This window comes from Bradyrhizobium sp. Kon69, from assembly GCF_055807515.1.
Genome location: NZ_JBVVOS010000030.1, coordinates 19,317 through 43,605 on the forward strand (window position 1 = coordinate 19,317; position 24,289 = coordinate 43,605).

The 24,289-nt window shown below is 62.3% G+C and carries 15 protein-coding genes; 2 read left to right on the forward strand and 13 right to left on the reverse strand.

The window, feature by feature from the left end; translation table 11 throughout:
* Positions 1-67: 67 nt before the first annotated feature.
* The 12 genes from AC0L3U_RS31475 to AC0L3U_RS31530 form a co-directional block, all read right to left on the reverse strand.
* On the reverse strand, positions 68-388 hold the full coding sequence (locus AC0L3U_RS31475) for a DUF736 domain-containing protein (protein WP_259219296.1): 321 nt from the start codon (positions 386-388) through the stop codon (positions 68-70).
* Positions 389-867: 479 nt separating this feature from the next.
* Entirely contained in the window at positions 868-1,419 is a 552-nt protein-coding gene (locus tag AC0L3U_RS31480; RefSeq protein ID WP_259219295.1) for a hypothetical protein, read from the reverse strand.
* A gap of 141 nt (positions 1,420-1,560) precedes the next feature.
* The gene (locus AC0L3U_RS31485) at positions 1,561-2,484 is read right to left on the reverse strand and encodes a DUF2493 domain-containing protein (protein ID WP_259219294.1); all 924 of its coding nucleotides are present in this window, start codon (positions 2,482-2,484) and stop codon (positions 1,561-1,563) included.
* 329 nt (positions 2,485-2,813) lie between these two features.
* Complete coding sequence (locus AC0L3U_RS31490; protein WP_259219293.1) at positions 2,814-3,875, reverse strand: DUF7146 domain-containing protein; 1,062 nt, start codon at positions 3,873-3,875, stop codon at positions 2,814-2,816.
* Complete coding sequence (locus AC0L3U_RS31495; RefSeq protein ID WP_259219292.1) at positions 3,875-8,197, reverse strand: strawberry notch family protein; 4,323 nt, start codon at positions 8,195-8,197, stop codon at positions 3,875-3,877. Before AC0L3U_RS31495 ends, AC0L3U_RS31490 begins: the two co-directional genes overlap by 1 nt.
* A gap of 184 nt (positions 8,198-8,381) precedes the next feature.
* Positions 8,382-10,496, reverse strand: coding sequence for a ParB/RepB/Spo0J family partition protein (locus AC0L3U_RS31500; RefSeq protein ID WP_259219291.1), 2,115 nt, complete (start codon positions 10,494-10,496; stop codon positions 8,382-8,384).
* Positions 10,497-10,603: 107 nt separating this feature from the next.
* Positions 10,604-11,560 (reverse strand): ArdC family protein, encoded by a 957-nt coding sequence (locus AC0L3U_RS31505; RefSeq protein ID WP_259219290.1) that lies wholly within the window; start codon positions 11,558-11,560, stop codon positions 10,604-10,606.
* A 502-nt stretch (positions 11,561-12,062) separates the two neighbouring features.
* Positions 12,063-12,242 (reverse strand): hypothetical protein, encoded by a 180-nt coding sequence (locus tag AC0L3U_RS31510; protein ID WP_259219289.1) that lies wholly within the window; start codon positions 12,240-12,242, stop codon positions 12,063-12,065.
* Positions 12,243-12,354: 112 nt separating this feature from the next.
* Positions 12,355-17,034, reverse strand: a complete 4,680-nt coding sequence (locus AC0L3U_RS31515) for a hypothetical protein (protein ID WP_473280329.1) — start codon at positions 17,032-17,034, stop codon at positions 12,355-12,357.
* 219 nt (positions 17,035-17,253) lie between these two features.
* The gene (locus AC0L3U_RS31520; protein ID WP_259219287.1) at positions 17,254-19,725 is read right to left on the reverse strand and encodes an AAA family ATPase; all 2,472 of its coding nucleotides are present in this window, start codon (positions 19,723-19,725) and stop codon (positions 17,254-17,256) included.
* The gene (locus AC0L3U_RS31525; protein ID WP_259219286.1) at positions 19,722-19,964 is read right to left on the reverse strand and encodes a hypothetical protein; all 243 of its coding nucleotides are present in this window, start codon (positions 19,962-19,964) and stop codon (positions 19,722-19,724) included. Before AC0L3U_RS31525 ends, AC0L3U_RS31520 begins: the two co-directional genes overlap by 4 nt.
* Before the next feature lie 450 nt (positions 19,965-20,414).
* The gene (locus AC0L3U_RS31530; protein WP_259219285.1) at positions 20,415-21,254 is read right to left on the reverse strand and encodes a hypothetical protein; all 840 of its coding nucleotides are present in this window, start codon (positions 21,252-21,254) and stop codon (positions 20,415-20,417) included.
* Positions 21,255-21,365: 111 nt separating this feature from the next.
* On the opposite strand from AC0L3U_RS31530, the gene AC0L3U_RS31535 reads away from it, so the two are divergent.
* Entirely contained in the window at positions 21,366-22,268 is a 903-nt protein-coding gene (locus tag AC0L3U_RS31535; RefSeq protein ID WP_259219284.1) for a hypothetical protein, read from the forward strand.
* Positions 22,269-22,348: 80 nt separating this feature from the next.
* On the forward strand, positions 22,349-23,638 hold the full coding sequence (locus tag AC0L3U_RS31540) for a M20 metallopeptidase family protein (protein ID WP_259219283.1): 1,290 nt from the start codon (positions 22,349-22,351) through the stop codon (positions 23,636-23,638).
* 311 nt (positions 23,639-23,949) lie between these two features.
* On the opposite strand, the gene AC0L3U_RS31545 is transcribed toward AC0L3U_RS31540, so the two are convergent.
* On the reverse strand, positions 23,950-24,132 hold the full coding sequence (locus AC0L3U_RS31545; protein WP_259219282.1) for a hypothetical protein: 183 nt from the start codon (positions 24,130-24,132) through the stop codon (positions 23,950-23,952).
* Positions 24,133-24,289 lie beyond the last annotated feature (157 nt).

Consider the following 24,289-nt stretch of genomic DNA (forward strand, 5'->3'; position numbering starts at 1 on the left):
GATGATTGCGGCTTTAGGTTCCAAAGGGACCCCGCCCGATCAACTCGGGCGGGGGTTAGAGCGAGCCTCACTCCCCGTTCTTGCGCGGCCGCGACCAGAGCAGGGTGTAGCCCTCGCCGCCTTCGTCATCGAACAGGTTCGCGTAGATCGGAGCGTTGAAGGACGGATCGTCGAGCTTGAGCGAGAGGTAATCACGGCCCTCGTCGGAGCGCTTCGACCAGGCCGCCCCGATCTCCGCCCTACCCACGTAGATGCGGTGGCTGGGCGCGTTCTCGTTGGAGCGATTGGCCTCAGCGACGATGCGGACGCCCTTGGCCTGCAAGCTCAGGGTGATGATCTCGCCCTGGAAATCGTTGCCGACTTTCTTGAAAGAACCGATGTTAGCCATGTCACTTCTCCTGTTGTGTTTCGAGCCCGCGACCACCGCGGCCTCGATGGCGATCTAGAGGCCGAAGACGATCGGCGACGCACCCGCTCGCGGGCCGGAGCGCAGCGGAGGACGTCGTTGTGGCGACTTTCTTGTCTCGCGAGGAATGGGCGAAGCCCAGGGGAAGAAAGTCGCGTCAACGGCGTTGCGGCTCAAACGATCGAGGCGCAGCCGGTCTTCGGCCAGATCAAGCCATCAAAGAGGCCACGTGCGTCCGCGTGCTGAACCGCAATCTTCGGAGAAGATTTGGCGAATCTCGGTTCTGCTGAACAAGGGGTTGGTACGGTTCGGCGCAGAAAGAGAAACAATCTGCTGCAAAGGGCGGTATCGGTCCCGGAAGGAATGATCGAGCGCGGCGTGCCGCTCCACCGCAGCCATGTGGGCCAGACATAGATTGGTAGGCTTGCTTAAAGCGCTCCGAGGAGAAGCCCTGTTACTTCTCACTCAAGCTCGACGACCCCTTCGTTCAACGTGGCGCCCTGTGCGACCTTCGACCGATGATGGCGACGATGCCTCATCACTCTTGCGTGGCGGCTGTGAGAACTGGTTGAGGCGCATGCTCCACCACCCCGGCCGACTCCGACGGGCGCGTCTCCGCGAAAACGGTCAAGCGTCCACGCCGTGCCGCCGATGCAAACCGCACCTCCGCAAGCGAAGGCCTCGCGCCAAGCCAGCGAAGGCACCCCGATCTGCGAGAGGGCAAACACCACATGATAGCCAGCGATTGCTGCAGGGACCGCGAATGCGGTTGCGATCGCGACGCGCAAGGTCCGGACCCGACTAACCGTGACGGCGACCTGACCGACAGCAAGCGTCAGTGCGCCGGAGGCCAATCCGATAAGCAGCGCGCCGACGACGCCTGCGCCATCAAATGCCAGCATTCCGACGCTGAGTGCGACGAAAAACGGCAAAGCGTACACCGCGAGCGCAAAGATCGCCCAGCAGAATAAGCCAATGCCGAGTGTGTTGAGAACAAGCCCAAGCGCGAGCATGGTGGTGGCTCCATGTGCATAGATGTACCGGTCGCGCCTTCCACCACCACCACGGCGCAGTTTCGGAGGTAAAATCGAAACGAGGCGGAGTTGCGGCATGCAACTCCGGCTTGGTTGTCTCGATGTCAAGTCCGACGGCGCTCACGCGCCGCCGAACCTCCAGACGGGGATGCCGAGCCGCTTCGCCTTGTCGGCGAGGTTGTCCTGGATTCCCGTGCCCGGGAAATGCATGACGCCGATCGGCAGAAGCTCGAGCATCGTGTCGTTGCGCTTGAACGGCGCTGCCTTGACATGCTTCGTCCAGTCGGGCTTGAAGGCGATCTGAGGCACCTTGCGATTGGTCGCCCATTTGGAGGCGATGAGTTCAGCGCCTTTTGGGGAGCCGCCATGGAGGAGGACCATGCTGGGGTGCTTGGCATGAACCTTGTCGAGGCGATCCCAGATGAGGTGGTGGTCGTTGAAGTCGAGCCCACCGGTGAGTGCGATTTTCGGTCCTGGTGGCAACATGACCTCAGTCTCGGCGCGGCGCTTGGCGGCGATGAAGTCGCGGGAGTCGATCATTGCCGCGGTGAGCGTGCGGTGATTGACCAATGATCCCGACCGAGGACGCCAAGCTGAACCGGTGTGGACCTCAAATCGCTCGATGGCGTGATCGCGGAACAGTTCCAGGCAATTGCGGCGCTCGATCAGCGTGATGCCTTCGGCCGTCAGGCGCTCGAGTTCGACCGATCGTACTTCGGAGCCGTTCTGCTCGCGTTGACTCTTGTGCTGCGCCTGTTCGTTGTCGTCGAGCTGGCGTTCGATGCGATCGACGGCACGGTGGAACAGGTTCACGGTCGACCAGAGCAGATCGTCAAGGTCTGGCTCAAGCCGCGTGTCGTTCAGGGTCGCAACAAAGGCGTCAAAGATATCCACTACGGCGCCGACGATCATCTTGCCGTCGGGAAGCGGTCTTGGATCGGGCTGGTCGTCGAAGGGACGATAGCCGAAGAGCTGTAATTCGGTGAGGACGTGGTCGGTTGGAGAAGAGGCGTGCGGCGGTTCGATGTCGTCATGGTCGGTCATGGGAATAGGTCCTTTGCCGGATCGGCCGCGACCATCGCGGCCTTCGTGGCGATCCTCTAACGGCAGGCGGAACGGCCAGAACCCGAAAGGGCCGAAGCGGCAGCGGAGGATGGCGGAGGCCGGCTATTTTGCTTCGCGATGCAAAGCGCGCTGGCCCAACGTATGATGTGTCCTCACATCGCTGCGCGCGGCGGAAAATAGCCGGACGCAGCCATTGCCGGCCCGGGCCGCTTGCCGTCCGATCGCCCTCTAGAAGGCCGAGGTCGCGTCCTCTTCCGGTATTGGCCTCGCCTATGACCGACGTGGCAGCATCGATCGAACACCGGAAGCTATTCTGCGACGGCCCCCGACGAATGCAGGAAGCGAACGACGTCCTCTGGCACGAGCTGAAGCCGCAATGCTGCCCGTATGGAATCGAGGCCGAAAACGTGCAGATCTTCGTTGAAGTCCCCCAACCGCGGCGACAGCGCGACCGCTTCAATGCCCGCGTCTGCTGCGCGCTGGCTGAGAATAGCATGCACCGCATCGCCGGCGGCATCGGAGTCGCGGGCGATATAGAGCCGGCGCAGGCTCGAGGGCAGCAACATGGCCGAGAGGTGATTGGCTGAAAGCGCGGCCGCCATTGGCATAGTCGGCAGCACGTAGCGCAGCGACAGCATGGTCTCAATGCCCTCGCCAGCAGCGACCACGTCGTCCACTACGCCGAAGCGAACCGCGTTCCCAAGGAGATCACCCATCGCGCGTCGTGGCGTATCGATCGGAGCCTTGCCGAGCCGAACACGATCGAAGCTGTCCGGATCGAGCCAGGTGCGGTGCACGCCGGTGATCCTGCCTTCGAGGTCCGTGACGCAGGCGATCATCGCCGGCCAAGTCTCGGTCGGCAGGTGTTCATCGGGCCGATAATAGCAGCGCGGATGGAAACGCAGACTGCCACCATGGTGCACGCGGGCTATTCCGCGACGCTGCAAATATGCCTCGACCACGGTCCGCTCGATCGGTTGCGATGTAACAAAGAGCCGTCTCGCCGCCCCTTGCGATCCAGCCGGTGCTAACGTACGAACGGGTTTCGGCAGGAGTTCCGGTTCAGTACGAGGCAGCCTCAGAAATCGCCTCGCCTCCTCGGCGACCTCGTGGAAGTCTCGCAAAGCCAGGCTTTCGCGGATGATGTCGAGGAGGTCGCCATGTTCCCCCGTTGCCGCATCGGTCCACTTGCCCGCCGGCCCCTTCGGCGATTCCTGGAGCCGCACGAATAGCGAGCGGCCCGGGGTGTTGTGGACGTCGCCGACCAGCCAGTACCGGCCCGCCCGCTTGCCATTGGAGAGATAGTGTCGGCACACCGCCTCCGCCTCGCGCGCGAGGCGGCCTGCCAGTTCGGAAGCATCGCGGGGCATCAGGCGGCCTCCCGCTCACCGATGCGCGCAACCGGATAGCTATCGAGCACCTTCGACAGGATCTCGACGCCGCTTGCGTCCGTCGGCACGAACATGCGCAGCTTCCAGGAGATAATCTCTCCAAAGAGGCCGTAAGCCCGCAAGCGATCGCGCATGGTGTCGTTGAAGCCCGACAGTTCGATACGGTGCGCACCCATCACCCGGGCACGGCGAAGCTGGAGCCCCTCCGCAAGCTCGAGGACGGTCCGTCCCTCCACGAGCGCGGCAAAGGCAGCATCCGGCGTCAACGAAGGCGCTTCCGCTACAAGGACGTTTGCGACCCAGGCGGCAGACACCTTGCGGCCGATGATGCGTTCGCCCGCATCGGTCTGGAGCCGATAGACGCGGGTCGATTCGTTCGGTAGTCGCTTCCAAATCGGCAGCAGCAAGCCCGCCACGACGTGGATCGTGCCTTCCGTGAACTCTAGGATCTCGGCAAGCTCCGCCAGCCAGGCCGCGGCGAAGCGGTCGCGGTCGGCGTCGCGCCAATGGCTTTCCGTCATCGTCTCTAGGGAAACGCTGTGCTGCTCCATCGGACGGATCAAGCGGACGCGCCGTTCGATCTCGCCGTCGTCAAGCATGAAGCTCGGGGCTGGGACTTGCACAGCGGCTCGTCCCGAGCGCTCATTGATCAGTAGAGCGGCGCGGCGATCCGAAAGACGACCGAGAGCTTCATCCAGGCTCACAGGATGATTGCGCTGGCGCTGGGTGATCGTGAGCAGCCGGGTCTCGGCGCTTGTGCTCGGATGGACGTAAATCGTGCGCCGGTCAGTGACGACAAAGCTCTCGGCGCGGAGCGTTTCCAGCCCGACGTCATAGGTGCCCGACGCGACCGCGCCGTCGATCCGAGCGGTCAACAGCTGCTCGAAGACGGTGAACAGCATATTCTGAAGATCGATCGTGAGCGCCAGCAACCTATTCAGGAAAGTCGTGATCGGCGGCAGGTCATCCCTGAGCCCATTGGGATCCGTGAGCTTCAGGCCGGTCGCATCCTCGAACCTCTCGAGCGAGCAGCCCTCGACCTTGCCGCGCGCGAGCAGCGTGTAGAGTTGGCGCAACGCATCACGCCCGTACTGACTTTCGAGATTGTCCTCGGGCCGGAACAGGCCCTGCCCTCCGGTCTGGCGCTGGCCGCGCGTGATCGCTCCCAACGTGTCGAGCCGGCGGGCAATGGTGCTCAGAAATCGCTTTTCGGCCTTCACGTCGGTAGCGATAGGGCGAAACAGCGGCGGCTGCGCCTGGTTGGTCCGCTTGGTGCGGCCGAGCCCCTGGATCGCGGCGTCCGCTTTCCAGCCGGGCTCGAGCAAATAGTGGACCCGCAGGCGGCGATTCCGCGCCGACAGCTCGGCATGGTAGCTCCTCCCCGTGCCGCCCGCGTCGGAGAACACGAGGATCCGCTTGACGTCATCCATGAAGGCCGAGGTCTCGGCGAGGTTGGCCAAACCGGCCCGGTTTTCAACCACCAGCCGGTCTCCTTTGCGAACGATGCGGCGCGAGCGGCCGGTCACCTCGGCGACCATGTCGGTGCCGAAGCGCTGGACGACCTGGTCCAGCGCCCCAGGCACCGGCGGCAGCGAGGCGAGCTTCTCGATGAGGCGGTCCCGGCGGGCGACGGCCTCCCGGCTCTCGACCGGTTGGCCGTCGCGATAGACGGGCCGGGAGCAGAGGTTGCCCTCCGAGTCCGAGAAGGGCTCGTAGAGCTGGACCGGAAAGGAATGGGCGAGGTAATCGAGGACATACTCGCGTGGAGTGATGTCGACCCGGACGTCGCCCAACTCCTCGGTCGGGATCTCGGCGAGCCGGCGCTCCATCAGCGCTTCGCCCGTCGAGACAATCTGGATGACGGCGGCATGGCCGGCGTCGAGATCACGCTCGATCGAGCGGATCAACGACGGCGTCTTCATTGAGGTCAGGAGGTGGCCAAAAAAGCGCTGCTTGGCACTCTCGAAGGCAGATCGCGCGGCCGATTTGGCCTGGCCGTTCAGCGTACCGGTCTCGCCCGTGATATTCGCGGCCCGCATCGCGGCATCGAGATTGTTATGGATAACGCTGAACGCGCCGGCGTAGGCGTCATAGATGCGAACCTGTTCGGGGGTGAGCTGGTGCTCGATGAGCTCGTACGCGACGCCCTCGTAAGATAGCGACCTCGCCGCGTAGAGACCGAGCGCCTTGAGGTCACGAGCCAGCACCTCCATGGCCGCGACGCCGCCCTCCTCGATCGCCTCGACGAACTCGGCGCGGGTGGCGAACGGGAAATCGGCGCCGCCCCACAATCCCAATCGCTGGGCGTAGGCGAGATTGTGGACTGTCGTGGCGCCGGTCGCCGAGACATAGACGACGCGGGCATGCGCCAACGCGTGCTGGAGCCTGAGCCCCGCACGCCCCTGCTGGGAGGCCGCCTGCTCGCCACGCTCGCCCTTCTGGCCTGCCGCGTTCTGCATCGCGTGGCTCTCGTCGAAGACGATCACTCCGTCGAAGTTGGAGCCCAACCATTCGACGATCTGCCGCACGCGCGAAAGCTTCTCGCCACGCTCATCGGTGCGCAGCGTGGCGTAGGTGGTGAATAGGACACCTTCCGAAAGCCTGATCGGGGTGCCCTGGCGAAACCGGGACAGTGGTGTAACCAGCAGCCGCTCCATGCCGAGCGCCGACCAGTCGCGCTGCGCGTCTTCGATCAGCTTGTCGGACTTGCTGATCCAGACCGCGCGGCGGCGGCCCTTAAGCCAATTGTCGACAAGGATTCCGGCGACCTGCCGACCCTTGCCCGCGCCGGTGCCATCGCCCAAGAACCAGCCGCGGCGAAAGCGGACGGCATTTTCTGCATCGTCGCGTGCGGCCGCCACAGCATCAAAAGTCGCATCCACCGTCCAGGAGCCCGCAAGAAACTCGGAATGCGCCTCGCCGGCATAGATGACGCTCTCGAGCTGGGCGTCGGACAGGATGCCATCCACCACGACATTAGCCGGCAGATGGGGCCGGTAAGACGGCTTCGGCGGCGCGACCGAGGCCATCGCCGCGGACTGCACGAGTGTGGTCGGATGCGCATGCGCGTCCGGAATACGGATCGCCTGCAGTGCGTATTCCTCATAAAGCGCATCGGTGAGCCGGGCACCTTCCGGCGGCGACCATTCGACCGTCTCATACGTAAGTTCGGCGCCTTCTGGCGCTGCACCGCTCGAAGTAGACGATGGGCATGGCGCAGAAGAGCCGAGGGATCGAGAATTCGCAGGGCGCCTGATGACGTCGACCACGCCCGGCGCGACAACGGGCAGCCTCGGAGGCACATGCTGGGTCACCCAGTCAAGCAAAGTGGCGACATCGCTCGCTATGCCCGGTGAACCGGGAAAGACTTTCGGGTCTGCGGCGGGCTGCTTGTCGATCACGAGCAGCCTTGTGTCGGTCTGCGTTCCGTGTTTCGCGTAGACCACGCCGTCGATGGCGGCAGAAAACACCACCCGCCCGCATTGCTGGAGGCGAACGAAGGCATCTCGCCATGCCGGATTGTCCGGCGCAAGGCTGGCGCCGGTAATGGCGACGAGACGCCCGCCGTCGCAAAGCCGCGCCAAGGCTGATGCGATATGCCGGAGAGCCGCGTCCGCCATCCGCCGATCGACGTTCGCCAACGCCGAGAACGGAGGGTTCATCAGGACAACGCTCGGTTCGACACCCGCATCGAGGTGATCATCGATCTGGGCAGCGTCGAACCGCGTGACCTTAACGTTGGCGAACAGTTGGTCGAGCAAGGCCGCGCGGGTCTCGGCCAGCTCGTTCAGTACCAAGGCGCCGCCGGCGAGCTCGGCAAAGATGGCGAGCAAGCCGGTCCCCGCGGACGGCTCCAGAATCCTGTCGGACGGCGTGATACCGGCCGCGGTGCATGCAGCAAGCCCAAGCGGGATCGGTGTGGAGAATTGTTGAAGGGCCTGGCTATCCTCGGAGCGCCGCGTATGGGTCGGCAGACAGCGCGCGATTTTCGCGAGCATCGGCAGCATCGCGGCCGTTGACCCAGCTTTGGTCCGGAGAGCCGGGCCAAACTTGCGAAGGAACAGAACGGTTGCCGCCTCGCAGACATCATAGGCGGTCTTCCAGTTCCAGGCGCCAGTGGCGTCGGAAGCGCCGAAGGCAGCTTCCATGGCGCCGCGCAGGACAGCGGCATCGATGCGACGGCCGCGCTCGAGATCAATCACGAGCTGTCGCGCGGCCCTAACGGCGGCGGAGGTGAGACTTGCAGCGGCACGCATCGAGAGCGGCGCGGCGGCAGCGCCGCCAGCGAGAGATTCGGTCATGACAGGGTTCTTTCGGAGAGCAGGAATGGGTCGAACCATCAGGCGCTCTCCTTAAGACCCGACGGCTCAAACCCTTCCCGGCCCGGCTCTCCCTCTCAGCCCTCGCCCATAAGAATGGGGACCGGCGCGACACACCGGTCCCCAAGCAATTGCCGGACGGCCGGAGCCGTCCCTTTCTACGATGTCACTCAGCCGCGTCGAGCTGTTGCGGATCATCGTCGCCCGCGTTGTCCCGATCCTCGTCATCGGCGAGGAATTCGGGCAACGGGCTCGCTTCACTCTCCTGCTCCCCTGACGCCGCATTGGGATCGACCAGACGCAGCGGCTCCGGCAACCAGCCCGAACCATCGAGAAGACGCTCGGCCTCCCTGGCCATGTCGGCCTTCTTCAGGTGGTCGATCAATTGCGCGGAGGATTCACCCTTGGCTTCCCGCACCGCCTCCAGAATGCGAGGCTTGGTGACCCGGCCGAGGTAGTTGTCGACGGTCGGTCTCCAGCCCGCTCGAACCATGTCGAGGTCGACAGCGCGTGCCAGCACATCTGCCTGGTCGAGCCGGGTGCGGACGCCGTGGGCGGAGACGCGGCCCTGATTGTCGCGGTTGGCCGGCTCATAGACGGCGTTGACCGCAAATGACGCACAGTGGGCGAACAGGGATGCCTGTGCGGCGCCATCGAGGGCTGTGAGCGCATCCCAGAGATCGTTCTCGCCCTTCGGCAGTCGTGCTTTCCAGCATTCATGCCGCGCCTCAACGGCCTTCGCGGACGCGCTTTCCCTCAAGCCAGGCGCTTGAGCCGGAAAAGTCGGCGTGCGAAGGCCGATCTCAAGGCAGCTTCCGGACGATGCGAACCTGTAAAAGGCCGTCAGCACGAAGTTGTGCAGCACCGCCTGGAACGCAATCGCAGGATTTTCCGCCAGCGCATCCCGCAATGCCAGCGTGCGATGCGCTGTCAACTCGGTGATCAGCCGATCCGGCAGAGGTTTGGTCGCGTCCTCATCATCTTCTTCCGTGTCAGCAGCGCCGCCCACCGCAATGACCGTGCGCTGGGTGGAAGTACCAGCCGCTTTCCCCTCAATCGACTGTGTGTCCGCGCCCTGCCCGACATCAGGATCGGCTGCCGACAAATCGTCCTCCGGCCGGACGTAACCCCGGTCCACCGAGAGGCGGCCTTCGGAATCGATGCTGACGAAGGCGCCAGCGCGGGCAATCTCGGCCGAATCGTAAATCATCGGTCGCTCTTCGAACGCCATCAGAGCCGCCTCGATTTCGCCGAGACGCTGATCGACCTCCTCGGGCAACTCGTCGGCATCCTGATAATCGGATTCAAGCCCGGCTTGCTCCGCGTTGAGTGCGTCGATGGTGGTCTGCTCCTCCGGGGAGAGATCGACAGGTTTGCTCTCGATTTCGCGCAGTCCCCCGGTGTGGCCGTAGGGGAACTCAATGGCGACCGAAATCCACTTCCAGCCCTCGGCTGCAATCGTCTCGGCTTCGGCTTTGAGTTTTTCTGTCACGAGACGGTCGAGCAAAGCAACGTCCTGGAGCCAGCCGCCATCATCGTGCTCGAACAGATCCCGCAAAACGCCGCCGCCAGCCTGCTCGTAAGCGTCCAGCCCAATGAATTGAACGCGGCGATCGGACGCGCGCACGGTATTCTCCGTCAGCATTCGCCGGATCTGATACGGTTCATCATAGCCGGATCGGCTGACGTTCTCCCAGACCTGCTCCTGCCTGGCGTGGTCGGCTGTCACAGAGAAAGCCATGAGCTGCTCGAGTGTCATGCCGTCTTCGGCATAGACGTCGTGGAGCTTTGGCGACACGGACGCCAGCCGGAGGCGTTGCTTCACGACCGCCGGGGAGACGAAGTGCCGGGCAGCGATATCCTCGTCGGACAGACCGGCGCCACTCAAGGTCTGGAAGGCTCGGAACTGATCGAGCGGGTGCAGCCCTACCCGCTCGTCATTCTCTGCAAGCGAGTCGTCTTCAGCGATGCCCCCCTCTCGCACGACACAAGGAACCGGCTGGGTCTTTGCCATCCGCTTCTGCTTGACGAGAAGCTCCAGCGCCCGATAACGCCGGCCGCCCGCCGGCACCTCGAACATGCCGGTTTCATTGCCCTCTGCATCGACAACGGCCCGCGCATTGAGGCTCTGCAACAAAGTACGCTGCGCAATACTCTCGGCGAGCTGCTCGATGGAAATGCCGGCCTTCACATGCCGGACGTTGGACTGGCTCAGCAACAGCTTGTTGAAAGGAATATCGCGTGAGGGCGACAAGGTGATCTTTTGGACAGCGTTCGTCATATCGATTCTCCACGACGGGCAGCCGAGAGCCTCTCTCTCGGCCTCCAACCCGTCGCGTAACCGCCGCTCCCCTCTCACTCTCTTGTTCGAGGCAGCAGTGGAGAAACTCACGCCACCTCCTGCTCCGCTCTCTCGGTCGTCATGTCGACAGTGACTTCCGGCAAGAATCCAAGGAGATAGTCCGCGACCTTGCTGGCCTGGGAAGCGGCCCGGACAATTGCACGATTGTCCTCGCGCAAGACTTCAAGCCACGAGCCGATATAGTCGGCGTGCCGCACCGTGGGCACGATACCAAGCGAGGCGCAACCGAACGCAGACGAGATTTCCGCAACCAACTCCTCGAAGGCGTACTTCCTGGTACCAAAGCTGCCCGACAAGTCGCGGTTGAGACGTGACGGATGGCCGCTGGCATGCGCCAGCTCGTGCAGGGCCGTTCGATGCCAATTGATCGGTTCGAAATAGGCTTGCGGCGGCGGCACCTGTACATAGTCTTCCGTCGGCGCATAGAAGGCGCGGTTGCCGCCGATGCGGAAGTCGATGCCGGTCGCCTTGATCAGAGCATCGACCGTCGGCTCGATCATGCCGGGTGGCGGTGGTGGCGCAGCGGTTACGATGTCCAAAGCCAGCCCGTCGCATTGATCGAGATTGAAAACGGTGAAGCGCTTCAAAAATGGAACAGCTTGTGCCGCTTCGCCGGTCTCATGTGCGCGGCGCTTTTCGTCGACCGGCACAAAGCGGTCTGCATAGACGACGGTCGTGCCGCGCTCGCCCTTGCGGACGTGACCACCGAGCGACAGCGCTTGGCGGAAGGTAAGCCAGCTCTGGCCTGCAAATCCGTGTTCAGTCGCCGCACCCCAGAGAATTAAAATGTTTATGCCGCTATATTGACGGCCGGTCGCTGCGCTCTTCGGCATGGCCAAAGGCGCCTTCGCCGCCGCGGTGCCCCAAGGCTGCACCCACGGCACTCGGCCGGCCTCAAGTTCGCCGATAATTTTGTTGGTGATGTCGTCATAAAGGCTTGCCCGGTCCTCACCGATGCGCGCCCGAGGATGATGTCTGGACATCGCGGATCTCCGCGACGGGCGCCGCGAGCCTCTCTCGCAGCCTGTAACCCGTCACGGCAAACCCGCGCGACACTCTGCCTCTCGCATCTACCTGAGCGAATGCGAAATCTGCGACGCAGCCCCGCCTTCCATCGGGTGTTCATGGGAATTGCGTTGAGCTACCTAGGGCCGCAAGGCCCGACCAGGCGTGCGCCAGGGCGCATCGCCTCAAGGGAAAACGCACCCGGAGAGCGTGAGCATAGCGACCCGAAGGGGCACGCGGGTCCGAGTGCAGCGACGAGACCGGTTCAATAGCGGCACCCGGGAACGGGGCAGTGATAGCGATCGCCGCAGGCGAGCCCCTTTTCCGAGTGCCCCCGGCGAGGAGCTCCGCATCGCTTTGCGCGAGGGATCGACGCCGCACGGCCGCGACGCAAAGCGGCTCGGTTCAACGAGAGCCAGGTGCGGCGAAAGCCGCACGCGCACGAGCGTAAGAACGCCACCGAGACCTGAGTCAGAGGATCTAGATTTCCTCGCGCGCATGCGTCTGCGCGTCATAGATCCTGATCCGAAGCATGGGAAAACGCCTCTTCAGTTCTTCGCCACCTGCCTGGCGCAGTCTCGTTGTAAATTCGGCTTTGAGCCGGCCGTCCACTTCAAGCGCGTAACCAGAGGCCGGCAATTCGCGGGTGGCTGCAATCATTTCATTCCCGTTGTGCAGTGTGTGATTGGGAATGATGGGCAGCCTGAGGCGCCCAAACCGCGCGAGACTCGATCGCCAAAAGCGGTGATTGGCTATCACACTTGTGGATTGATTAGATGGGGCTGGCCGCTTTCGCCCAAGGCCCGATGCCTTCCACGATGTCGTGATCGAGAAACGTCTTGTCACGTCTCTCCAGGGTCTTGTCCATCGCTCGCTTTAGTTCCGCTCGGTTGAGCTGCACATGTGCGGATTTAAGAGCAAAGAAGCCGTCACTGTTGGCTTGTTCTTGCACATCATCGCGCATCCAGGTCCAGGCGCGCGCGTCCGCCGAGCGCAGAAACAGGACCCAAGAGGCATAAGCCTCCACCGCATCCTGAGCTGCGATATAGGTCTGCCACCAATGATGGGCGCAGGCTTCACGCCAGCGCAGCCGCGCGGCCTTAGCGCGCAGACCGGCACTATCCGTGCGCATCTCGCCTTCGGGCCAGGCGTCCGGGACAGGTAGCGCATAACCGGTGCCTAGCCCGTCCAGGAGGGTACCACGTCGCTGCCGCCAAGTCAGCGACGAGGCACGATCCGCAGCCGCAAGATCGGCGATCCAGGCAGCCTTGCCATTGTACGCCGCCGCCAAGGCGACATCGAAGAGATCTTGATCCGAGTGGCAGAATGGTAGGCTAACAAGTTCATCCCGAAGCGCGGCGACGGGCGCCGAATCGGGAACGCGAAACACGATATGCAGCAACTCGTCTAAACCGGCCGGACCAATGTAGCGTGTTGTCACGGTCCTGTGCAGTGCGCGCCACAGCGCGGCACCGCGCGTGGGCTCTTGAATGAGAAGCGCCTCGCACAGCGCAAGGAACGCAGTCTCCGCAAGGCGCACGCGTCTGCGGAAATCCGTACTGATGTCGTGCGAGCCTTCCAGCCAGCGATCGATCATGTTGACTGCATGCAGGATCACAGGAACCAGATCGACGGCATCAACATTGGTGAGATAGAGGCTCGCTCCTGATTGCCTTGCTTCCTCGATGCGGGCTGTTGCGGTCTCTACCGCACGTTGGTGAGCCTTGATGCGCGCATCGGCATCGAGCGCAGCGCGGATCGCTGCAGGGCTATTTCGGTCTTGGGGATCTGGTCTCAGCTGCACGGAAACGAAGAACGGTGTGAATCTCTTCTCCGTCCGGTCGACCGTGAGTGTCGAGCCCGGGTCCGGTTCCGCGATTTTGTTGGCAGCAAGCACGTGACCGAAGATCTCGGCGGCAAGCCGCACCTCAGTGGGATCGGCGCCACGCACACGCGCCGCTTCCAGCAGGCGCCACGGCGCAAGCCGGGGCCCCAACTGGTCAAAGGGCAGAGCCGATTCGGCTCTGATAAGTGCGCCGGTGCCATAGTGGTTGACCCAGACATCGGCCGACGGGCTCCAGCCCCAGGCCTTTGCGGCAAGATAGTGCCCAAACCGAGCGGCATCGGCCAGTGTCAGCATGCGAAACAGCACACCGTCCAGCTCATGATCGGGCTGGTCGATCAAACTTATCAGCCACGACCAGGCTCTGTCGCTAAAGCCCCCCGGGTGAACCGACAAGAGCACGACGAGATCACGCCGCTGCTTGGCAGGCGCCGCGCCGTACCGCGCAATCAGGGCGTCAATGTCCGCAGAGGACGCATTTCGCATGACCTCGGCAAAATCGGCGGGAATGAATTTGAGATCGGCCGCAATAAGCCTATCGAACTGAGTTTGTGCATCACCAAGGGACTGCAGTTCGATCTTGAGCAGCTCGCTTGCCGAGATCGCATCATTATTCTCGTCCGCTTCGTGCGCGCTCAGGCGCAAAACCTGTGCTGCCTGCGCCTCCGCCGTTCCTGCCAGGATGAAAGCCTCGGTGGCGTGAATGGCGCTCCAATAGCGTGACTCGGGCGGACAGGACGCGAAGCTGTCCATTTTGCGCCGTAGCAAGGCGGCGAGAGCGTCCGGAGCGCATCGTGCGAGTGCCGGTTGGAGTTGTTCGAAGAACAATTCTTCCGGAATGTGTCCCATCTGCCGGTGGAGCTTCGCCACATCGAAGCCGGCCGCGGCGGAACGCAACTCCTCGACGAAGCCGGGTGGCGGCTGAAAGGTTGGATCAAGCCACAGCTCGCCGGTGCGCTGCAAACGGGTATGGAGAGGCCGCCCCTTGTCCTCAAGCGCAACGTGCGCGTGCCGGCGTTCAAGGGCAAAGAAACTCCGGCTCGGGTTTGGCAAGTAGTCATTCTCATAGGTGTAGTGCCGGTCGATGCCCGGGTCGAGGCCAGCGGCGCATTCCTCGTCGGCTTCCTGTCCGCTGAGCCAGAGCACGAGCGCCGCGGCCCGTGCAGGAAGCTGCGGGTGAATGCCGGATTCGGGCGTGCGCGAGCGGATATCCCCGGACAGACCGCGCAGGGCAACAGCTGTGGGTTCGGGATCGAGCTCATTCAAGTAGCAAAGCCATTTCAGGCCCTGCCAGCCATCTGCGTGTCCGCGGACGGCCGAAGCAACCGCGATGGCTTCGAAACACGGCATGATCTTCGATAGAGGGAAGCCTTCGAGAATCGAAGGCGCCGCGGCCGGCAGCCTGCCATCGTCGCGGCCGACTAGACGAAGCGTAACGCCCAGCACCGTTAATGGTCCGGACGTATCGATCCCGACACGGCCGCGGTAACGCTCCGCACGACGCCGCTCGAAGTCGGCGTTCGCGTCCGGCCTGTTGTCGACTTCGCGGGACACGATCGAAAACCAGGCACGGACCCGCGCAACGATCGCGGTCAATTGCGCGCCTTCAATCCGCGGGATGGCGCGAAGCGCATTGACCGCCCACATCCGAGCGGATGCGTGCGCGTGCGCGCCCGACTGTTCCACGGCGTCGAGAAGGGCGTCTGGAATGCTCGGTGCCAGGCTCGCAAGCTCTCGGCGGTGGCTATCGGTCACGTTCTGGGTTTGCAGCCACGCCGTAACAAGAACACCTCCGATAGGCGTTGTGAACGGGCCTCCCCGTTCGACAAGGATAGATACGGCCGCCCGCAGAATTTCCGCGCGCTGATCAAGGCCGGCAATCGGGTCGAGCCATTGCGTGACCTCGGCTTCGGCCGCCGCAAAGGTCGCACCATCCATCGCATCGAGTTGTGCAAGCAGCGCGGCCCCGAGCGCGTGAGCTACGACCGTCGGACTGAGCTGCATTGCGCCCGAGGGTCCGGGCCGTGCAAAGCGTCCGTCAATGATGTCGCTCAGCCGGGCATACACCTCTCGCTCGGAGAGATCGGGCCGGCTTGCCGTTTCGCCAAGGCTCTTGAGCGAGAATTCCTGGATACCGCCGCGGTAGCGTCCCGCGACTTCAGCAAGCCATGCACGCCACTCATTTTCGCTGAAGGATTTGCCGGCCCGATCACCGAAGGTGTCCCGCCCATATTCCCACAACAGCCGATGGACCGTGACCTGACCCGCCTCCACGAGCCGATCGCGAAAGCGGATGACAAGCCTGAACAAGCGCGGCGTGCACGCAAGTTCGATGAGTTCGGGATGCAAATCTGCCCGAGTGAGGTTCTCGAAAGCGAGCATCTGGTCGAGCTCGCCGCCTGAAGTGGCATCATAGACGTCGACGGCGACGGGGACTGCCGCGACAACAAGCCCGCGAAGTCCCGAGAGCTTGTCGTCAAAATGATATCGGCGCGTGCTGATGATCACACGCACCCGCCCCTCGAAGGCCACGCCCTGGATGGCCTTGAGGAGCGTTAGCCAAGGAACCGAGGGCTCCTGATTAAGGCCATCGAACAGCACGGTGAGAAGGGGCCCCTCCTCCCTCGGCCGCTTGAGCAGGTAGGCAAGCCGACGCAACCAATGCTCGGGATCGCGTGTCCCGGTAAGCTCACAGAGCCGCTCGGCCAAAAAACGCCTGATGGTCGATTCCGAGATCCCGGTCAGACCGGCGAGCGCGGAAGAGGGAACGGTGAGGATAATCGGCTGTTCGCGCATCCGGTCAGTCAGCCAGTCGAGCGCGGCCCAGGTCTTCCCGACACCGTCCCACCCGACGATCGCCGCCGGCGCGTCGTTAACGGCAGCACCCCTCCACCAGGCATCCAGCGCAGCATGAACCCGTTGGCGCCGTACCCTCTTGGACTGAGCACCTCCCGCCGCATCCTGCCCTAGTTCGGCATTCGAAAGGCGATGCGAGGTCCAGATGCCCTGCAGTTTGCGGTGCGATTCGGATCGCAGGCTTTCGAAGCCAAGGCACCAAACCTGCAGATTGCGCCGCAGGTTGGCGATTGCCTCGCCCATGGCAGGTTGTAAGCTGCGTGCATGATTGCCAGCGTCTTGCGAGAACTCGGCTTGCACGAGATCGGGGCCAAATGCGCACAAGGCAGCGAGCGGCGCGGGCTCATGTTCCTTCCAGCCGATGACGACAACGGGAATGCCGAGCCGTTCGCCCTTTTGCACCAGGTCCTGGGCGAGCTGCTCGGGAACGCTGCGCGTGGCAATCAGGACCCATGCTTCCAGCGCCTCGTCGCGTGCCAGCGCATGGTCGATTTCGCCGAGGAGTTCGCGATCGCTCAGGCTGGTGTCGTCGCCATATTTCTTGCACTCCAGGCGGAACCGGCGATCCTGCTGGCCGACCGCACCCGCATCGCCACCGTGTTGAAAACCTGACTTGGCCACCGCAATCGAAACGCCGAGCAACCGGCCCACAAGTCCGGCCGCGAGATTTTCCAGCTTGTGGGCGTTCCTCTCGGCCTGAAGCGCAGATTTCAATTGGCTCTGACGGGAAAGCTCTTCGGGGGTAAGCGGCATGAGTGATCGGTTGCAACGAATGGGACTTGCGAGACGGGTAGTTGGAATCCTGCCCAGGGCGCGATTAAATTCTTAGCGCCTGGGCAGAGCCTAAGCCCCGTCGAAGGCAGTTTGTGTTGGCTTCGAGGATACGCTATCTCTAACTCTCCTCGACGGCCGATGCCATGAGAAGTCGCGCCATGATGATTTTACGGCCGGCTCAAGCCGCCCTGCCCAGCCTCACATCCTTTGACCAAGAGACCGGTAGTAACGGTATTGGCTCGAGCCTGCCGGATGCTCGAAGTGAAAGCAACCCGCGAAATTCTCGATCGCTTGCATGACCCCTTTCAGGGCCGGGGCCGTGAACGCATGGGTCTGCCCCGTCGCCCAATGCGAGAGGTAATTGCTCACGATGGTTGCCACCGAGGTTCCGAGGCCGGCGAGTTGGGCAGGCTCCAGGACCAGGCGGCCAGCCGCTTCGTGGAGATCGACGGCTGCCCTGATGGCGTCTATCAGGTTTTTCGCCATGTGCTTGTCGTCGTTGAAGGCAATGCCGATAGGCACCGGAATGCCGACTTTGGAGATGATCTCCTCGAGCTTGAACTCGAGGTACTGCCTGATACGGGGAGCGGCATCATCGGTGTTGCCGGTATCCAGAAAGGCGTGAGTCGCATCGCGGATCTTATGGATTGCGCCCGACTGTGGCAGCACCGATGTTCGTGCCGTGCCCTGAATGCACTGATGCCACCAGCCGCCCTCGTTGGCATTTGTGTTGAACAGCTTCTCGAGGACAGTGTCGTGGCTGAGAAGGATGACCTGTGGGCCATCGGGGACGCCGGGCCGGGCGAATTGTTCCTTGAACACGTTCATCAGGTGGAACTGGTGTCCGGAATCAAAGCTCGATGTGACGTCATCGAGAATCAGAAACTTGGCGCCCCCACCATAGAGCGAAGCGGCCGCCAAATAGACGCTGATCGCGAAGGCGTTGCGATAGCTTTCGGAGAGAACGGCTTGGGCTGAGACGTCCGGCAGCGTCCAGAACTGAGCAAGCGAGATGGAAAGATCCTCGCTGCCGGCGCGCTTCCTCAGGGCCGGCACGACATCGGTGTACATGATCGCTGCGAAGATATTTCGGCTGACGGGTTCGATCGCAGCGAGCCGACGCGCACTTGCCGCGGATTCGGCGCTTGCGAAGCAGGAGCTGGCTGTGTCAAGGAAGCTCTTGACCCGGGCAATTCGCGCAAGGTCTGCAGTGATGGCGGACTGCTCTCTCCGCGCGGCGCGCAGGTCCGACAAATTGCTCTGAAGACGGCGTGCGGCTTCAGCCTTTTCCACCACAGCCGTGAGCTTGTCGGGAAGGCCCTTCTCCAGGGTAAGTTTCCTGTCGGACAACTCTTTGACATTGGCGAGCGCGCGCTTCGTGAGCATCTTCAGCCATTCGGCGAGCGCGCGTGCGCGCGCCCCGTCCAGCGTCCCCTTCAGTCCGACGTCCTTTGCATCGGAGAGCTGGGCCGGCTCATCTTCCTGGCGGCCCAACCGTTCCAGCTCGTCAAGCTGATTCCAGCCTTGTTCGGTCCACTCTCGAGCCAGATTGGCAGAAGCAGTCTCCACGGCCTCAAACGCCGCGATTTTGTCGCGAACGTGATCGAGAATCGAACCGGGAGCGGATTGATCACATGTCGGGCAGAGACACTTGTCAGCCCAACTGTCATCCTCAAGGATGGTTTCGCTGAGACCGTAGAGCTGACGAAACAGATCTCCTTGCGTAAGTCTTAAGGCGGCGTCGCGAGCATCGGCCAGGTCCACGAGGCGCTTGGCATGCTGTTCGCTTGGCGCGGCTTTCACGGCCTCTGACCACCTCGCCTCGTCGCGCAGGATTTTCGCGAGTTCTGTCCTTGCCTCACCTCCCTCGGCAGCTTTCGCTGCATCGACGCAACTTGAAGGATCGATCTCCTCGAACCTCCGCCCCTCGCAGAGGGGTTTGAGCAGTTCGATGCCACTGAGGGCGGAATGCGCCTTCGCGAGCATCGTCGCCTCGGCTTCGGCCGGATCGTATTCGTCGCCGACGAGCGCCGTGAAGGCCTCCTTGATATTGCCTCGGGCCCGCTGGACGGATACGGCCGCACTATTTTGCTTGGCTTCCTTGCCGGCGACACCGAAGTGATTGTTGAATGCCCTCGTGTTTGTCAGCGAGGCCAACCCTTGCCGCAGCGACGAGTAACGCTTCAGGCCCAGCAGCCCCGCGAACGACCGCCCGCGCTTCTGCGGCGCAAGATCGATAAAGTCCTGAAATGTCTTTCCATCGAGAAGGACGAACTCGCGATTGAGGTCGGCCAGGATCGCATTTCCGTCTGCTCCTGCACTAGCCGCAACGGTTCGCCCGCCGGCGGCATCGCGCCGGACGGTCACATCGACCTCGGCGCCGCCGCCGGCAGGCATAAGGGTCAGGGTGATCGTTCCCACACCACCCGCATGGAAGCGGTTCAGATAGTAAGACGAGCCCTTTTCGGCCGCGGGCAGATCATCGAGCTTGGGAATTCGGCCGGTGATCGCGTAGACCACCGCATCAAAGATCGATGTCTTTCCTACCCCGTTGGGCGCGGAGATGGAGTTGACGCAATCCGTCTTGAGTTTGAGGACGAGAGGGGCACCCTCGTTGTTGATGCCGCGAAAGCCTTCGATAGAGACCTTCTGGAGATACCAGCCGCTCATTGTGCAGGGCCTTGCTCGGAGGCGGTCTGCTGGGATTCGACAGGCATCGTCGCTGCATACAACGCGTCCAGGAGTGCATCGTGATCGAGCGCGATGTCCAGGCTGAGGCTTGACAGTGCCCCCGACAGGACGTCTGCCATGGGATCGTCGATCCGCTTGAGCGCGGTCGAGAGCGCCGAGATGTTTTCATCAACGGTTCTGCTGTCATCGATTTCGAACGGAATTTCAGTATTCGTCACTATGCTCCCCCAAACACATAATCGTCCGTCGTCGTCACTCAATGCGGCAACGCAAATGATCGTCTTGCTACTGCTTTCGTGCACGCACGTGGTACGGATTCGGCCTCACATTCAACACGGCTAACGCGTTATCCACCTCGCAGACAGCGCGCCCTTGGTACGTTCCGTACAGAACTGATTCTGAGCGACCTCCTCCGCCGTGCGAGTAGGTTTCTTAGCGCCGCCGCGTCGCAATTCTGTCAAATGCGACAGTCGGCCGAGAGCACGGCGCTGCAACCTTTGAACCGGAAGCGGCGAGCCCTTGCTCACGGGACGACGCCCCATTGTGTTCTCCCTTCCGGCCGATGAGCCCGCGGGCCGATGACGTCATGCTCGTCGGGCTAATGGCCCGCCGCTTCCTGCGCCGAGCCCGCAAGACCGGATAGCAAGCACCTCTCCGGGAGAGCCGAGTTACTTTCCAGCCCTGACAATCTCGACTTCGAGCTTGCGCGCGCCGGACTTGAGCTCCAGGAAGATAGGCCTGCAGAATCCACTCGGCGCTTCGAGCATCATCTGTTCGCCGGTGGATCTGGTCCCCTGGAAAACATATCGTCCCTGTGCCGATTCCAGGGGGCGCTTTGCTGAATTCGCCATCAAGTACCCGTAATTCTTGTCGTAGCAACCGCGGACGCTGGCATTCAGGTCAGGCAATTTTCCAGCACAGGTGAATTGCCAGGCGATCTCATCGCCAGACCGCGGCTGATAGCTCGAGCCGTCGTCCGCCTGTAGCGTGGTTTGGATGGACGTGTCCTCTCCGAACATGACCGAGAAGCGCCCCCCGTTGGGGTCTTGACGCACGGCCAGTCTTGCCGATCCCCCCGAGACGATCCGCCTCAGCGAGACGACCAGATGCTCGATAGCCTCGTCGCGGGCAGGCGCCATCACAAGTACAAGCGCGGCCTGCTGGTCGAGCTCAGCCCGCAGGATCCCGGCGAATCTTTGCCGCTCCGCAAGGGAGCTCGGATATCCGGCACGTCCCAGATAATCCGTCCAGACGTCTCCGAGAGTCTTGCCACCGGGATAGTCCGCGCGGTCAAATGCGTTTGGCCCGAAATCCGAGATAAATTTTTCTCGGGCCGCGGACATCGCCGCTGATAGCCGCTGCGCAAGCTCGACCTTGGACGGTTGGGACCGGACCGCAGGATCAGCTGACTGTGCAAAGACGGGGAGCTCAATCGAAAGGAAGATCGCGCCTGCCAAGCCTAGACAGCAGAGAGCGCTCTTTAGCAGAGAGACGCAAAGAATTTTCAAGCAAGCCTCCTAAACATCTTAACTCGGACCACAACCTATGATTTGATATATGGAAATCGCATCCAATTTGCACTTTGCAAAAGCATACCGCAACCATTACTTGCAAACTCTATGATCGAAGAAATTGGCGCCTTTCTAAATGCCATACCCGCGGCGGCGGCGAGCCCTCTCGCCCTTATCGCGTACCTGGCAACGGTCCTCGCCTGGACGCTGATTGCGTGGCGGGTGAAACGCTTCCAGATCCTGATGGACAAGATCGAGAAGCTGAAAGAAGGAGATCGCCTGGAGGCGATACGTATCGAAACTGGCCGCGTCGTGCCGAAGGGAATGACCGCGGAGCAGTATCTCCGCTCGCGTATTCATTTCTTCATATTCGCGGGCTTCCTTGCCCTCTGCGCCACAGCGGTTTTCGTTGCCTCCATGGCTCTCATTCGTGTGTACGAGCAGAAGGCTCGTGCGGACGGGTACATCAACGAAATACTCGGTCAGCCGTCCTCGTCCACACTCGAGGCCCCCTCACCTTACAAGAGTGCGATCAACACACTTGGCAATGGCCGAAGCATGATAGTGGAGGGGCAGGCCGAGATAAGACCCCCGCTCTCGAAGGCAGATCTCGATCGAATTGTTGCCGAGTGGCAGCTCCAGCATCTGTCGCCGGATCAAATCAACGACCGGTTCGCAGAAGTGGCGGGAACGGCGCGGCTGAAACGGGCCAATCAGAAGCTGGGCGAGGTCACAGGCAGGATAGAGGCGATCTATGAGAAGCTCGCCAATTGCTTCCGAGCAGCGGAATGCAGGCCCGGCGATCAATTCCCCAGAATGTGCAATGCAGTCAAAGGCATCCTCGCTACCATCGACCAGATCAATGCGGCCGCGCTTGCGATTTCGGGCGTGAATTTCAACGCCTCCGGGACGATTGCGACACTCGGTGGCGGATCAATGGACATTGATTTTACCAAGCTGGCCGCGCCAAACGTAACCTATCTGGGGACCGTGGTCTGTGATCGACGTTAGCTCGATTGATCGCGCCTCTCGATTGGAACAAGGCTCGACAAGGCCTGTAATTTCGTCCTCTTACGAGGGTTGAGGCATCGATGCAAAAAATGGCCGTCATTGGTCTCAGCCTGCTGGCGCTCTTTGGCCGCGCACCGGCGGTCGCCGCAGATTTGTCGACCGCAATTGCGTCGATGACAGAGCCTGTACGAAGCGCCTACACGTTCCTGCATGAGAATCCCGAGCTGGGGAAGAAGGAGTTCAAGGCCCAGGTGTATCTTCTGGATGCGCTGAAGGGATTTGGCTTCACGGAGTTTATCGTCTCGACCGAAGCGCCGACGGCCGTGATCGCAATTCTTGATAGCGGCAGGCCGGGACCAGTTATTGCACTGCGAGCTGAGATGGATGCCCGCCCCCTCGAGCTCAACGCGGTCGAGCCAATGTCTCACACCCCGCGCTCACGGATCGACGGCTTGATGCATAATTGTGGTCACGACATCCACGCATCGATCTTGCTCGGCACCGCTGCCATTCTGATCGCCAACAAGAACCGTATTTCAGGAAAGATCGTCTTCTTGTTTCAACCGGCCGAGGAAACCCCGGGCGGCGCCGATGACATTGTCCACGAGAAGATTCTCGAACGCCTCGGGGTCAAGGCAATCTTCGCCGAACATGTCGCTCCGGGCATGCCGATAGGGACCATCGCCATCGCACCAGGTTTTGCCCTGGCCGGAAGCAACTACTTTCATCTCAAAATCAAGGGGACGGGCTCGCACGCGGCGGCGCCCAATGAAGGCAGCGATACACCGCTCGTCGCCGCGCGCATGGCGGTCGAGCTGTCTGAGTATCCGGCCCGTCACCTTGATATCGCTAACAAGCCTGTCATCATTTCGGTCACACGACTCCTCGCCGATGGCAATGCAGGCAATGTTATCCCCGCGGAGGCCGATGTCAGCGGCACCATCCGCAGCTTCGAGAATATCGCACAGGGCGAGAACGGCGAGTCCTCACTCAAGGACAAGCTCGATCAGCTTGTCTCGCGAATGGCAGCGGAGGCGACTGTAAATTACGACTGGACGATCCGAGCGGGTGCGCCGGCGACACGAAACGACCCTGCGCTGTTCGAGCAGATCATCCCGCCTCTCGCACGGGCATGGCCCGGGGCGCTGGAGACCCATCCTGGGCGCGGCATGTTCTCGGAGGATTTCTCATATTATACGGACGTCATGCCCGCGCTGTACTTTTCCATCGGCGTCACCAAGGGCGGACATGGACTGGCCGGAGTCCATACAAAGGAGTTTGATGCGCACCCCGATGTCTTCGCTCAAGGCCTTCGTCTCATGACGACGTTGGCCGTCATTGGGACCACTGGGAAGATGGATTGGCAATAGCCAAATAACCCGCGCCATCGTCGCTCTCATTGCCCCGTTCCCGGGCACCCTCTTAACCGCACAGAGTGGTGGTCGGGACGACCATAGTCGCGGATGTCGCCTTATCGCTCCTCGGCCCAGGCTGCATCGGCCGGCATACTCATGACGGTGGCCCCTTTTCCGAGTGCCCCGGCGAGGAGCTCCGCATCCCTTCGCGGGGGATCGACGCCGTACGGCCGAGACGCAAAGCGGCTCGGTCCACGAGAGCCCGGTGCGGCGGCAGCCGCGCGCGCTCCGGCCGAGCAACTCCGCCACAACTTGAATCAGCGGATCTAGATTTCCTCGCGCGCATTGGTCTGCGCGTCATAGATCCTGATCTGCAGCATGGGAAAACGCTTCTTTAGCTCTTCGCCACCTGCCCTGGCGCCGTCTTTGGTTGTAAATTCAGCTTTGAGCCGGCCGTCCACTTCAAGCGCGTAACCAGATGCCAGCAATTCACGGGTGGCAGCAACCATTTCATTCCCATTGTGCAGTGAGGTGATCGGGAATGATGGGTAGCGTGAGTCGCCCAAACCGCGCCAGAGCCACCGGCCCAAGTTCGGTGATCGGCCAATGCACGTTGTGGACTGGTGCCTCGCAGGAATCGCATCAAGGATGGGCATTTGCATCGTC

What these genes read in the sequence shown, in the direction of transcription:
- AC0L3U_RS31485 (WP_259219294.1), bottom strand. Translation starts at nt 2,484, where the DNA reads ATGACCGACCATGACGACATCGAACCGCCGCACGCCTCTTCTCCAACC.
- AC0L3U_RS31500 (WP_259219291.1), bottom strand. Translation starts at nt 10,496, where the DNA reads ATGACGAACGCTGTCCAAAAGATCACCTTGTCGCCCTCACGCGATATT.
- AC0L3U_RS31520 (WP_259219287.1), bottom strand. Translation starts at nt 19,725, where the DNA reads ATGAGCGGCTGGTATCTCCAGAAGGTCTCTATCGAAGGCTTTCGCGGC.
- AC0L3U_RS31535 (WP_259219284.1), top strand. Translation starts at nt 21,366, where the DNA reads ATGATCGAAGAAATTGGCGCCTTTCTAAATGCCATACCCGCGGCGGCG.
- AC0L3U_RS31545 (WP_259219282.1), bottom strand. Translation starts at nt 24,132, where the DNA reads ATGGTTGCTGCCACCCGTGAATTGCTGGCATCTGGTTACGCGCTTGAA.
- AC0L3U_RS31515 (WP_473280329.1), bottom strand. Translation starts at nt 17,034, where the DNA reads ATGCCGCTTACCCCCGAAGAGCTTTCCCGTCAGAGCCAATTGAAATCT.
- AC0L3U_RS31505 (WP_259219290.1), bottom strand. Translation starts at nt 11,560, where the DNA reads ATGTCCAGACATCATCCTCGGGCGCGCATCGGTGAGGACCGGGCAAGC.
- AC0L3U_RS31480 (WP_259219295.1), bottom strand. Translation starts at nt 1,419, where the DNA reads ATGCTCGCGCTTGGGCTTGTTCTCAACACACTCGGCATTGGCTTATTC.
- AC0L3U_RS31540 (WP_259219283.1), top strand. Translation starts at nt 22,349, where the DNA reads ATGCAAAAAATGGCCGTCATTGGTCTCAGCCTGCTGGCGCTCTTTGGC.
- AC0L3U_RS31495 (WP_259219292.1), bottom strand. Translation starts at nt 8,197, where the DNA reads ATGACCGAATCTCTCGCTGGCGGCGCTGCCGCCGCGCCGCTCTCGATG.
- AC0L3U_RS31475 (WP_259219296.1), bottom strand. Translation starts at nt 388, where the DNA reads ATGGCTAACATCGGTTCTTTCAAGAAAGTCGGCAACGATTTCCAGGGC.
- AC0L3U_RS31510 (WP_259219289.1), bottom strand. Translation starts at nt 12,242, where the DNA reads ATGATTGCAGCCACCCGCGAATTGCCGGCCTCTGGTTACGCGCTTGAA.
- AC0L3U_RS31490 (WP_259219293.1), bottom strand. Translation starts at nt 3,875, where the DNA reads ATGCCCCGCGATGCTTCCGAACTGGCAGGCCGCCTCGCGCGCGAGGCG.